Here is a 12,011-nt window from a genome sequence, read left to right on the forward strand (position 1 = left end):
GTCAGACTTTGAAACGCGATACACCGCCACGCAGCCCGGCGGCCACCTGGCTCAGCTCGTCGATGGCGAAGCTGGCCTGGCGCAGCGATTCCACGGTCTGGGTGCTGGCGTCGCTGAGCTGGGCCAGGGCCTGGTTGATCTGTTCGGCGCCGGTGGCCTGGGCCTGCATGCCTTCGTTGACCATCAGCACGCGCGGTGCCAGGGCCTGCACCTGGTTGATGATCTGGCTGAGCTGTTCGCCCACCTGCTGCACCTCGAACATGCCGCGGCGCACCTCTTCGGAGAACTTGTCCATGCCCATTACCCCGGCCGACACTGCCGACTGGATCTCGCGCACCATCTGCTCGATGTCGTAGGTGGCCACGGCGGTCTGGTCGGCCAGGCGGCGCACTTCAGTGGCCACCACGGCGAAGCCACGGCCGTACTCGCCGGCCTTTTCCGCTTCGATGGCGGCGTTGAGCGACAGCAGGTTGGTCTGGTCGGCGACCTTGACGATGGTCACCACCATCTGGGTGATGTTGCTGGCTTTCTCGTTGAGGATCGCCAGCTTGGCGTTGACCAGGTCGGCGGCGCCCATCACCTGGTGCATGGTCTCTTCCATGCGCGCCAGGCCCTGCTGGCCGGCGCCGGCCAGGCTCGAGGCCTGGTCGGCCGACGAGGTGACTTCGGTCATGGTGCGCACCAGGTCACGGGAGGTGGCGGCGATCTCGCGCGAGGTAGCGCCGATCTCGGTGGTGGTGGCGGCGGTTTCGGTGGCGGTGGCCTGCTGCTGCTTGGAGGTGGCGGCAATTTCGGTAACCGAGGTGGTCACCTGCACCGACGAGCGCTGGGCCTGCGACACCAGGCCGGCCAGCGATTCGGCCATTTCGTTGAAGCCGCCTTCGATGGCGCCGAATTCGTCCTTGCGATCCAGGCTCAGGCGCATGCTCAGGTCGCCCGAACGCAGGCGGTCGAGGGCATGCACGATGCGTTGCATGGGCGCGGTGATTGCGCGCATCAGCAGCAGGCCGCAAATACCGGCGGCGACGATCGCCAGCAGCAGCGAGACGATCATGCTGCCCTTGGCGGTGTTCACGGCGCTGACGATGTCGTTGGTGGCGGCATCGGCCGATTCACGGTTGCGCTCGATCACCCCGTTCAGGTGCTTGCGTCCATCCACCCAGGCCGGGGTGAGCACTTCGGCGATCAGGCGCTGGGCCTCGACGTAGTTCTTTTGCCGGTAGGCCTCCAGCACCTGGTCGACGAGCTTCACGTAGCCCTCCTCGAGGCGGGTGAAGTCGTCGAAGGCGGCCTGGTCGGCGGGGTCGCGAATGGTGGCCTGGTAGCTGGCCATGTGCTGCTTGAGGCGGTCATCGAAGCTCTTGAACAGCTCCATGTCGGCCGAGGTGATTTCGCGGTGGTTCGACAGCCCCACCAACTGCTGGCTGTTGACGTAGCTGTCGACCCAGGCACTGCGAATCATCGAGCTGTAATAGACGCCGGGAATGCTGTCGGACCCCACCGCTTCCTCGCTGGACTCGATCGCCACCAGCCGCGAATAGGCGGCCACGATCATCAGCAGCATGATGGCGATGATCACGGCGAAACTTGCCAGGATCCGTTGGCGCAAGGTCCAGTTCTTCAACATTCAGCCCTCAGGAATTCGATACGAGCGGGAAAAATCGCCGAAGTATAGCCCAGGCGTCTTACGCATTTGCGGCTGAATGCTGCTGTATTCAGGCCTCCTTGCCTATTGATGTGGCCATTTGCCCGTTCACTGGCCAGCGGCAAGCCTGACCTGACTCTCCAACTCCTGGCGCAAGGCCGGGTCCAGGCGCAACTGACGCGCCAGTTCGTCGAGGTAGGCGCGCTCCATGAAGTTCTCCTGGTCGACCATCATCACGCTGGCCAGGTACATCTCGGCGGCCATTTCCGGGGTTTGCGCGGCGCGGGCCACCTCGGCAGGGTCCAGCGGCTTGTTCAGCTCGGCGTGCAGCCAGTGCTGCAGCTCGCGGTCGCTGTCCAGGCGGGTGAACTCGCCTTCGATCAGTGCCCGCTCGCGCTCGTCGATATGGCCGTCGGACTTGGCCGCCGCCACCAGTGCCCGCAGCACCGCCTGGCTGTGCTGCTCGGCCTGGGCCGGGGGCAGGCGGTCCAGCGTCTGTGGCGGCTGGTCGCCCGCACCCTGGCGCGCCTGCCAGTTGCCATAGGCCTTGTAGGCCAGCACCCCGAGCGCGGCCAGGCCACCGTAGGTGAGTGCCTTGCCGCCATATTTGCGGGCCTTCTTGTTACCCAGCAGCAAACCCATGGCGCCAGCCGCCAAGGCACCACCGCCGGCACCGGATAGCAGGCTGCCCAGCCCGCCACTGCCTGCTGGCTTGTGCCCGGCGCTTTTGCCAGCCTGGTTGTTGAGCAGGTCCTGGCCGGACTTGAGCAGTTGGTCGAGCAGACCTCGGGTATTCATCTGGTGCGCCTCCACGGGTACGAAAAAGTGGCCACCAGAGTAGGACGGCCCACGGGTTTCTCCACCTGTGCAAATGCTTCCGGATGTTGCATCAGTGATCGATAAAAGCGATCTAGACTCGACTCAGTCGCTAAAAATCATAAGCAGTCAGCCATCTGACCGCCGCTTCGCTTGACGTCTGCCCCGATCACAATTGCCAACAAGAGGGAACAACATGTCAGTGCACAAGACCGTTTTGCTCGGCGCCCTGCTCACCAGTGCCGGCGCCCAGGCCGCCGGGCTGCCCCAGAAGCTCGGTGCCGGCGAGGGGCAGCTGGACATCATCGCCTGGCCCGGCTACATCGAGCGCGGTGAAAGCGACAAGGCCTACGACTGGGTCACCGGTTTCGAGAAAGAAACCGGCTGCAAGGTCAGCGTGAAGACCGCCGCCACCTCCGACGAGATGGTCAGCCTGATGACCAAGGGCGGCTATGACCTGGTTACCGCCTCGGGCGATGCCTCGCTGCGCCTGATTGCCGGCAAGCGGGTGCAGCCGATCAACACCGCGCTGATTCCCAACTGGAAGAACCTCGACCCGCGTCTGCACAACGGCGCCTGGTACGTGGTCAAGGACCAGGTGTACGGCACGCCCTACCAGTGGGGCCCGAACGTGCTGCTGTACAACACCAACGTGTTCAAGCAGCCACCCACCAGCTGGAGCGTGGTGTTCGAACCGCAGAACCTGCCCGACGGCAAACCCAACAAGGGCCGCGTGCAGGCTTATGACGGGCCGATCTACATCGCCGACGCGGCGCTCTATCTCAAGTCCGCCAAGCCTGAGCTGGGCATCCAGAACCCCTACGAACTCACCGAAGCGCAGTACAAGGCCGTGCTCGACCTGCTGCGCCAGCAACAGCCGTTGATCCACCGCTACTGGCACGACGCGACCGTGCAGATGAGCGACGTGAAGAACGAGGGCGTGGCCGCCACCAGTTCGTGGGGCTACATGGTCAACGGGCTGCAGGCCGACAAGCAGCCGGTGGCCTCGGTGGTGCCGAAGGAAGGTGCCACCGGCTGGGCCGACACCACCATGCTGCACAGCGAGGCCAAGCACCCCAATTGCGCCTACAAATGGATGGACTGGTCGCTGCAGCCCAAGGTGCAGGGCGACGTGGCGGCCTGGTTCGGCTCGTTGCCGGCGGTGCCGGCGGCCTGTACCGGCAGCGAATTGCTGGGGGCCGAGGGCTGCAAGACCAATGGCTTCGACAACTTCGACAAGATCGCCTTCTGGAAAACCCCGCAGGCCGAGGGCGGCAAGTTCGTGCCCTATAGCCGCTGGACCCAGGACTACATCGCGATCATGGGCGGGCGGTAAGGGCCATCGCGGGGCAAGCCCGCTCCCACACTGATTGCCGTGGGAGCGGGCTTGCCCCGCGATCAGCATTAACCTAGTGGAGCCCCAGCATGCCCCTAGCCGTACAGTTCACCCAGGTTTCCCGCACCTTCGGCGAGGTCAAGGCCGTCGACCAGGTCAGCATCGACATCGAGGACGGCGAGTTCTTCTCCATGCTCGGCCCCTCGGGCTCGGGCAAGACCACCTGCCTGCGCCTGATCGCCGGCTTCGAGCAACCCAGCAGCGGCTCGATCCGCATCCATGGCAGCGAAGCCGCCGGGCTGCCGCCTTATAAGCGTGACGTCAACACCGTGTTCCAGGACTACGCACTGTTCCCGCACATGAACGTGCGCGACAACGTCGCTTATGGCCTTAAGGTCAAAGGCGTGGCCAAGGCCGAACGCCATGCCCGTGCCGACGAGGCGCTGGCCATGGTCGCCCTGGACGGCTACGGCACACGCAAGCCGGCGCAGTTGTCCGGCGGCCAGCGCCAGCGCGTCGCCCTGGCCCGCGCCCTGGTCAACCGGCCACGGGTGCTGCTGCTCGATGAACCGCTCGGCGCCCTCGACCTCAAGTTGCGCGAGCAGATGCAGGGCGAGCTGAAAAAGCTGCAGCGCCAGCTGGGCATAACCTTCATCTTCGTCACCCACGACCAGACCGAGGCCTTGTCGATGTCCGACCGGGTGGCCGTGTTCAACCGCGGGCGCATCGAACAGGTCGACACGCCCCGCAACCTGTACATGCAGCCGGCGACCACCTTCGTCGCCGAGTTCGTCGGCACCTCCAACGTGCTGCGCGGGGAACTGGCGCAACAGCTCAATGGCAGCGCATCGCCCTTCTCCATCCGCCCCGAGCACATCCGCCTCGACGGCCAGCCTGCCAGCGGCGACGTACAGGTCGGCGGTGTGCTGCACGATATCCAGTACCAGGGCAGCGCCACCCGTTTCGAGGTGAAGCTGGACGGCGGCCAACTGCTCGCCGTCAGCCAGGCCAACGACCGCTGGCAGGCCCAGGCGCACCAGTGGCAGGCCGGCCAGCGCGTGCAGGCCTGCTGGCCCCGTGAGGCGATGACCGCGTTGCGGGAAACCCAGCCATGAGCCTGGCCGCTGGAAAAGCAGCGGGCATCACGCCGCTACGGCGCCTGAGCGACCTGCTGTACCGGCGCCCCAACCTGTACCTGCTGATGCTGCTGATCCCGCCGTTGCTGTGGTTCGGCGCGATCTACCTGGGCTCGTTGCTGAACCTGTTGTGGCAGGGTTTCTACACCTTCGACGACTTCACCATGGCGGTGACGCCGGACCTGACCCTGGCCAACTTCGCCGCGCTGTTCAACCCGGCCAACTTCGACATCATCCTGCGCACCCTGAGCATGGCCGTGGCGGTGTCGCTGGCCAGCGCCGTGCTGGCCTTCCCCATCGCTTACTACATGGCGCGCTATACCACCGGCCGCACCAAGGCGTTCTTCTATATCGCGGTGATGATGCCGATGTGGGCCAGCTACATCGTCAAGACCTACGCCTGGACCCTGCTGCTGGCCAAGGGCGGCGTGGCCCAGTGGTTCATCCAGCAACTGCACCTGCAGCCGCTGTTGCAGCTGGTACTGGATATCCCGGGCGTCGGCGGCAGCACCCTGTCGACCTCGCACCTGGGGCGCTTTCTGGTGTTCGTCTACATCTGGCTGCCCTTCATGATCCTGCCGATCCAGGCCGCACTGGAGCGCCTGCCGCCGTCCCTGCTGCAAGCCTCGGCCGACCTCGGCGCCAAACCCCGGCAGACGTTCATTCAGGTGATCCTGCCGCTGTCGGTGCCGGGCATCGCCGCCGGTTCGATCTTCACCTTCTCGCTGACCCTGGGCGACTTCATCGTGCCGCAACTGGTCGGCCCGCCCGGCTATTTCATCGGCAGCATGGTGTATGCCCAGCAAGGCGCGATCGGCAACATGCCCATGGCGGCGGCCTTTACCCTGGTGCCGATCGTGCTGATCGCGGTGTACCTGTCCATCGTCAAACGCCTGGGGGCCTTCGATGCACTCTGAACAAGCCTCGACGGGCCTGCGCCTGGCGGCCTGGGGCGGGCTGGTGTTCCTGCACTTCCCGATCCTGATCATCCTGCTCTATGCCTTCAACACCGAAGACGCGGCGTTCAGCTTCCCGCCCAGGGGCTTCACGTTGAAGTGGTTCGCCGTGGCCCTCGCCCGCCCCGACGTGCTCGAAGCGATCAAGCTGTCATTGCAGGTGGCCTGCCTGGCCACGCTGATCGCCCTGGTCCTTGGCACCCTGGCTTCGGCGGCGTTGTACCGGCGCAGTTTTTTCGGCAAGGAAAGCATTTCGCTGATGCTGATCCTGCCGATCGCCCTGCCCGGCATCATCACCGGTATCGCCCTGCTTTCGGCGTTCAAGCGCCTAGGGATAGAACCTGGGCTGTTCACCATCGTCGTCGGCCACGCCACGTTCTGCGTGGTGATCGTCTACAACAACGTCATCGCCCGCCTGCGCCGTACTTCGCAGAGCCTGATCGAAGCCTCGATGGACCTGGGCGCCGACGGCTGGCAGACCTTCCGCTACATCATCCTGCCCAACCTGTGCTCGGCGTTGCTGGCCGGCGGCATGCTGGCCTTCGCCCTGTCGTTCGACGAGATCATCGTCACCACCTTCACCGCCGGCAACGAGCGCACATTGCCGATCTGGCTGCTCAACCAGCTCAGCCGCCCGCGCGACGTGCCGGTGACCAACGTGGTCGCCATGCTGGTGATGCTGGTGACCATGCTGCCGATCCTCGGCGCCTATTACCTGACCCGTGGCGGTGAAAGCGTCGCGGGCAGCGGCAAATGACCCTGGAGGAGTCCCCGATGCAAACCCGAATGCTGATCAACGGCCAGCTTGTCGCTGGCGAAGGCCCGGCCTGGACCGTGCTCGACCCGGCCAAGGGCACGGCCCTGGCACAGATCACCGAAGCCACCGAGGCCCAGGTCGACAGCGCTGTGCGCGCGGCCGACAAGGCGTTCGACGGCTGGTCGCAGACCACGCCGAAAGAGCGCTCGACCGCGCTGTTGGCCATTGCCGACGTCATCGAACAGCACGGCGAGGCACTGGCCAGGCTGGAGTCGGACAACTGCGGCAAGCCTTACGCTGCCGCGCTCAACGACGAGATCCCGGCCATCGCCGACGTGTTCCGCTACTTCGCCGGCGCGGCGCGTTGCCTGGGCGGCTCGGCGGCGGGGGAATACCTGCCCGGGCACACCTCGATGATCCGCCGTGACCCGCTGGGCGTGGTGGCGTCCATCGCGCCGTGGAACTACCCGCTGATGATGCTGGCATGGAAAATCGCCCCGGCGTTGGCCGCCGGCAACACCGTCGTGATCAAACCTTCGGAGCTGACCCCACTGACCGCCCTGCACCTGGGTGAGCTGATTCAGGGCCTGCTGCCGCCCGGCGTACTCAATATCCTGTTCGGCCGCGGCCAGACCGTCGGCAACCCGCTGGTCACTCACCCCAAGGTGCGCATGGTGTCGCTGACCGGCTCCATCCCCACCGGCGCGCACATCATCGGCGCCACCGCCGACAGCGTGAAGCGCATGCACATGGAGCTGGGCGGCAAGGCCCCGGTGATCGTGTTCGACGATGCCGACCTCGATGCCGCTATCGAAGGCATCCGCACCTTCGGCTTCTACAACGCCGGGCAGGACTGCACCGCCGCCTGCCGCCTGTACGTGCAGGACGGCATCTACGAGCGCTTCGTCGAACGCCTGGGCGAGGCGGTCGCCAGCCTCAAGCACGGCCTGCAGAACGATCCGGCCACCGAACTCGGCCCGTTGATCAGCGCCCAGCACCGCGACAAGGTCGCCGGGCTGGTACAGCGTGCGATTGCCCAGCCGCATATCCGCCTGGTTACCGGCGGCAAGGTCGTGCCCGGTGACGGGTTCTTCTTCGAACCCACCGTGCTGGCCGACACGCTGCAGGATGACGAGATCGTCCGGCATGAAGTGTTCGGGCCGGTGGTGTCGGTGACCCGCTTCAGCGACGAGGCCCAGGCGCTGGAATGGGCCAACGACTCCGAGTACGGCCTGGCATCGTCGGTATGGACCCGCGACAGCGGCCGCGCCCACCGCCTGGCTGCACGCTTGCATTACGGCTGCACCTGGGTGAACACCCACTTCATGCTGGTCAGCGAAATGCCCCATGGCGGGCAGAAGCATTCGGGGTACGGGAAGGATATGTCGATGTACGGGCTGGAGGACTACACCTGTGTGCGACATGTGATGTTCAAGCATTGATGCACGGATGACAGAAGCCGACTGGCAGTGATGTCCAGTCGGCTTTTTGCTGCCTGCCATACCGATATTTCCCGCAATCTGCCGCTGCAGCGCCCTACTGCCAGACCGTTGAGCAAATTAGACTGGTATCACAGACTGATACCATGAATAATCACCAACGTGCTTTACTCGAACTCGTTTTCAAGAAGCCTGTGCCCAAAACCCTGGACTGGATACGCCTGGAATCGCTGCTGGTATCGCTTGGCGCCAGAACGGTCGAAGGTAGGGGTTCACGCGTACGGTTCGAACTCCACGGGGCAGTGGCCACCTTCCACCGCCCTCACCCGGACCGCCACGCCAAAACCTATCAAGTGCGGGATGCCCGCCAGTTCCTGGAGCAGGCAGGAGTGACACCATGAATGTGATGAATTACCGCGGCTATGCCGCCCGCATCGAATACAGCGACGAAGACCAACTGCTGGTCGGCCACGTCGCCGGCATCCACGACGTGATCGGCTTCCATGGCGAATCGATCAGCGAACTGCGCCAGGCCTTCGAGGAGGCCGTCGACGACTACCTCGAAACCTGCCAGCGCCTGGGGCGTGAGCCGCAAAAGACCTACTCCGGCAAGCTCAGCCTGCGCCTGGAGCCCACGCTTCATGCCAGCGTGGCGGCCCAGGCGGAGCTTGCGCAGAAAAGCATCAACCAATGGGTGAGCGACATCCTCAGCAAGGCCGCCTACGGCTGAGTCAATCGCGCAGGTCCGACTCGTGGATCGGGTTGGCCCGGCTGGTCGCCCGCTGGTACTGAGCCGGCCACGTGGCCTTGTTGCCGCCCAGGTCATCGTCGGCGTGCAGTGGCCAGTACGGGTCACGCAGCAGTTCGCGGGCCAGGAAGATCACATCGGCCTGGCCGGTGCGCAGGATGTGTTCGGCCTGGGCGGGTTCGGTGATCATGCCAACGGTGCCGGTGGCGATTTCCGACTCTTTGCGCACCCGTTCGGCGAAGCGGGTCTGGTAACCCGGGCCGGTGGGGATCTCGGCGTTGACCGAGGTGCCGCCAGACGAAACGTCGATCAGGTCGACACCCAGCACGCGCAGGCGGCGCGCCAGCTCTACGGTTTCATCCGGGTTCCAGCCATCCTCCACCCAGTCGGTGGCCGAGACGCGGACGAACAGCGGCAGCTCCTGCGGCCACACCTTGCGCACTGCTTCGGTGACCTGCAGGGTCAGGCGAATGCGGTTTTCGAAGCAACTGCCATAGTCGTCGCGCCTCTGATTGCTCAGCGGCGACAGGAACTGGTGCAGCAGGTAGCCATGGGCGGCGTGGATTTCCACTACCTTGAAACCCGCCTTCAATGCGCGCTCGGTCGCCGCCACAAACGCGGTCACCACGTCCTGGATCTCGTCCTTGCTCAACTCGCGCGGCGCGGTGTGCTGCGGGTCGAAGGCGATTTTCGATGGGCCGACCGGCTGCCACCCGCCCTCCTCGAGCTTGACGCTGCCTTGCTTGCCCAACCAGGGGCGATAGGTGCTGGCCTTGCGTCCGGCGTGGGCCAGCTGGATGCCGGGCACGGCGCCCTGGGCGGTGATGAAGCGGGTGATGCGCTGCAGCGGGGCGATCTGTTCGTCGTTCCACAGACCAAGGTCTTCGGCAGTAATGCGGCCATCGGCAGTGACCGCGACGGCCTCGCTGATCACCAGGCCCGCGCCACCCACGGCACGGCTGCCCAGGTGCACCAGGTGCCAGTCGTTGGCCAGGCCGTCGACGGCGGAGTACTGGCACATGGGGGAAACGGCAATACGGTTGGGCAGGGTCAGCTGACGCAGGGTATACGGCTCAAGCAGCAGGCTCATGAGAGCACCTCCCGGGGGACTCCAATGGTTGTCCGGTCCGGGCACTTGTAGTGGGAACTTGGCCGGTACCGGTCTTTTTCAGACTAGACCATGGGTGTCGGAGGTGTCTGGCCGTTAGGTACGGAGTCGCTGACAAGCCTGCCTGATAATGCCTCAGGCAGGCTCAGCCCCGGCGTTTACAAGCGCTGCAGAATCAACTCACCGGCTGCGCCGGCGGCACCTGGCTCCCCGGGTTGCCCTGGCAGGCCATTGGCACCGGCCGCCGTGCTGTACACCAGGCAGCCCTTGCTCGCACCGCCCTTGCCAGCCTTGCCGGCTGCGCCCGGCTTGCCCGGCGCGCCGCCCTCAAGCCGAACCATGATCCGTTCCTGGGCGAAGCCGTCCGGCAGCGCCAGGCGGATCCGCCCGCCAGCGGCACCATCGTGGCCATTGCCACCGTTGTCACCATTGGCCCCTCGGCTGGCCTGCCCCCAGGTGCAGCCACCCGGCTTGCCATTACCGCCGTCGAGGCCGACATAGCCTGGCGCGCCAGCGCCGCCACGGGCATCGATGACCAGTTGCTCGGCCTCAAGCGCCTGCAGACGCAAGTCGAGATTGCGCCCGGGACGGGCTGCCCGCTCATAAGTACCCGGTGCACCAGGCGCACTGATTTCACTGCCAGCGCCCAGCTGGGCGCTGGCTGCGCTGATACTCAGGTCGCGTTCGGCGGGGGCGATGGCGATGCGCGCATCGCGCCCCAACTCCAGGCGGTCGATCTTCAACTCAGTGAGGGTGGCTGGCAGCAGCAGGGTCGCCGAGTCGGCCACACGCAACTGTTCAAGATGCACGCTGGCCGACTTGTTCGGCAGGCGCAGCATGGAGTGAGCGGCGACTTCAAGGCTTTCCGCCTGAGCCAGGGGCGCGGCCAAAGCGGCCAGCAACATCAATTTATGCATGGCTCTAGGCCTTACCAGGTTTGGGGATGGACATGACGTGGAAGATGCCGGTCAGCAGGATCTGCAATCGATCGAACCAACGGTGGCTGCGCCCGCGCAGGCTAGCGTTGAAAAACAACACCTCGAGCACGTGCAGTGACAGCAGGAAGATGCCGGCGGTATTGATCAGCAGATTGAGCGGCAATGGCTGCGGCATGAACAGGTTGAACAGCACCACCCACCAGAACAGCACCGTCAGGACCTTGCCCAGGCCCAGGATGAACTTCATACCCCGCCCCCACTGTTTATTGTTATGCCAGCGCGGCCCGTTCGAGCGGACCGCGCTGGCAACAGTAACCTTACTGCCGCAGGCGCGCCAGAGTGGTCAGTTCAGGTGCAGTTCCACCCGTCGGTTGCGCGCCCGGCCTTCATCGCTGTCGTTGTCGGCAACCGGATCAGCCTCGCCACGGCCCTGGCTGGTCACCTTGTTCGGCGCCAGCCCTTGGCTGATCAGGTACTCGGCGACGCTGCTGGCACGCTGCTCGGACAGGCGTTGGTTGTAGCTGTCGGAGCCTACGCTGTCGGTGAAGCCAATCACCTTGACGCGGGTCACGCCCGGCTCGTTCAGCCTGGTCAGCAGGCTTTGCAGACGCTGCCGAGCGGCCGCCGTGAGCTCGGCGGAGTCAAAGGCAAACAGCACCTGGCCCTGGTCGTCGAGGGTAATCACCTCAGAGGTAGCGGCGGGTTCGGGTTGCGCTTGCGCGGGAGGGTATTGGGGCAGCGGGCAGCCCATGTGGTTGACCTGGGTGCCGGCGGGGGTGCCTGGGCAACGGTCACGGCGGTCGAAGACACCATCGCCATCCTCATCGCCATCCTGGGCGTAGCAGATCAGGCCACCGGCGATGGCTCCCAGGGCACCGCCACCGGCCGCCCAACTGGAGCTCTCGATAGCCCCCAGGCCACCGCCGACCAGCCCACCAAGCAGGCTGCAGAGGGGCCAGGTCCTTTGATTGAGGGGCGCGCTGCCATCGCTGTGGGTCGCGCAGCCGGCCAGCAGGCTGGTGGCCAGCAACAGCGGCAGCGCCGCCTTGGACAAAACACGCATGGTGAATGCTCCTGTGTCACCGGCCGCTACCGGTCACCCAGGAGTAAAGACGCGCCCGCGCCACTTCTC

Annotated in this window: 13 protein-coding genes; 7 read left to right on the plus strand and 6 right to left on the minus strand. The window is 65.3% G+C overall.

Annotated elements, in window-relative coordinates; all coding sequences use genetic code 11:
• Window position 1 precedes the first annotated feature (1 nt).
• Both F6X61_RS08670 and F6X61_RS08675 read right to left on the minus strand, forming a co-directional pair.
• Entirely contained in the window at window positions 2–1,624 is a 1,623-nt protein-coding gene (locus F6X61_RS08670; protein ID WP_153786303.1) for a methyl-accepting chemotaxis protein, read from the minus strand.
• A gap of 129 nt (window positions 1,625–1,753) precedes the next feature.
• Window positions 1,754–2,443: a tellurite resistance TerB family protein gene (locus F6X61_RS08675; RefSeq protein WP_153786259.1), complete on the minus strand. Its 690-nt coding sequence runs from the start codon at window positions 2,441–2,443 to the stop codon at window positions 1,754–1,756.
• Window positions 2,444–2,657: 214 nt separating this feature from the next.
• Here F6X61_RS08675 and ydcS point away from each other — a divergent pair, with 214 nt between their 5' ends.
• From ydcS to F6X61_RS08710, 7 genes are all read left to right on the plus strand, one after another.
• Window positions 2,658–3,797, plus strand: a complete 1,140-nt coding sequence (gene ydcS / locus F6X61_RS08680) for a putative ABC transporter substrate-binding protein YdcS (protein WP_153786260.1) — start codon at window positions 2,658–2,660, stop codon at window positions 3,795–3,797.
• A gap of 89 nt (window positions 3,798–3,886) precedes the next feature.
• Window positions 3,887–4,912 (plus strand): ABC transporter ATP-binding protein, encoded by a 1,026-nt coding sequence (locus tag F6X61_RS08685; protein ID WP_153786261.1) that lies wholly within the window; start codon window positions 3,887–3,889, stop codon window positions 4,910–4,912.
• Window positions 4,913–4,938: 26 nt separating this feature from the next.
• On the plus strand, window positions 4,939–5,850 hold the full coding sequence (locus F6X61_RS08690) for an ABC transporter permease (RefSeq protein ID WP_153786304.1): 912 nt from the start codon (window positions 4,939–4,941) through the stop codon (window positions 5,848–5,850).
• Window positions 5,840–6,646: an ABC transporter permease gene (locus tag F6X61_RS08695; protein WP_153786262.1), complete on the plus strand. Its 807-nt coding sequence runs from the start codon at window positions 5,840–5,842 to the stop codon at window positions 6,644–6,646. The genes F6X61_RS08690 and F6X61_RS08695 overlap by 11 nt, the downstream gene beginning before the upstream one ends.
• A 17-nt stretch (window positions 6,647–6,663) precedes the next feature.
• The gene (locus F6X61_RS08700; protein ID WP_153786263.1) at window positions 6,664–8,088 is read left to right on the plus strand and encodes a gamma-aminobutyraldehyde dehydrogenase; all 1,425 of its coding nucleotides are present in this window, start codon (window positions 6,664–6,666) and stop codon (window positions 8,086–8,088) included.
• A 143-nt stretch (window positions 8,089–8,231) separates the two neighbouring features.
• Entirely contained in the window at window positions 8,232–8,486 is a 255-nt protein-coding gene (locus tag F6X61_RS08705; protein ID WP_153786264.1) for a type II toxin-antitoxin system HicA family toxin, read from the plus strand.
• A complete protein-coding gene (locus F6X61_RS08710) occupies window positions 8,483–8,815 on the plus strand; it encodes a type II toxin-antitoxin system HicB family antitoxin (RefSeq protein ID WP_110995515.1) in 333 nt (110 codons plus the stop codon). The genes F6X61_RS08705 and F6X61_RS08710 overlap by 4 nt, the downstream gene beginning before the upstream one ends.
• A gap of 1 nt (window position 8,816) precedes the next feature.
• Here the strand turns inward: F6X61_RS08710 and F6X61_RS08715 are convergent, their stop codons facing one another.
• From F6X61_RS08715 to F6X61_RS08730, 4 genes are all read right to left on the minus strand, one after another.
• Complete coding sequence (locus tag F6X61_RS08715) at window positions 8,817–9,923, minus strand: NADH:flavin oxidoreductase/NADH oxidase (protein WP_153786265.1); 1,107 nt, start codon at window positions 9,921–9,923, stop codon at window positions 8,817–8,819.
• Between the two features lie 176 nt (window positions 9,924–10,099).
• A complete protein-coding gene (locus F6X61_RS08720; protein WP_153786266.1) occupies window positions 10,100–10,858 on the minus strand; it encodes a collagen-like protein in 759 nt (252 codons plus the stop codon).
• Between the two features lie 4 nt (window positions 10,859–10,862).
• Window positions 10,863–11,126, minus strand: a complete 264-nt coding sequence (locus tag F6X61_RS08725; RefSeq protein ID WP_153786267.1) for a DUF1145 domain-containing protein — start codon at window positions 11,124–11,126, stop codon at window positions 10,863–10,865.
• Between the two features lie 96 nt (window positions 11,127–11,222).
• Entirely contained in the window at window positions 11,223–11,942 is a 720-nt protein-coding gene (locus tag F6X61_RS08730; protein ID WP_153786268.1) for an OmpA family protein, read from the minus strand.
• Between the last annotated feature and the right edge of the window lie 69 nt (window positions 11,943–12,011).

This window comes from Pseudomonas sp. EMN2 (assembly GCF_009650555.1).
Classification (GTDB): domain Bacteria; phylum Pseudomonadota; class Gammaproteobacteria; order Pseudomonadales; family Pseudomonadaceae; genus Aquipseudomonas; species Aquipseudomonas sichuanensis.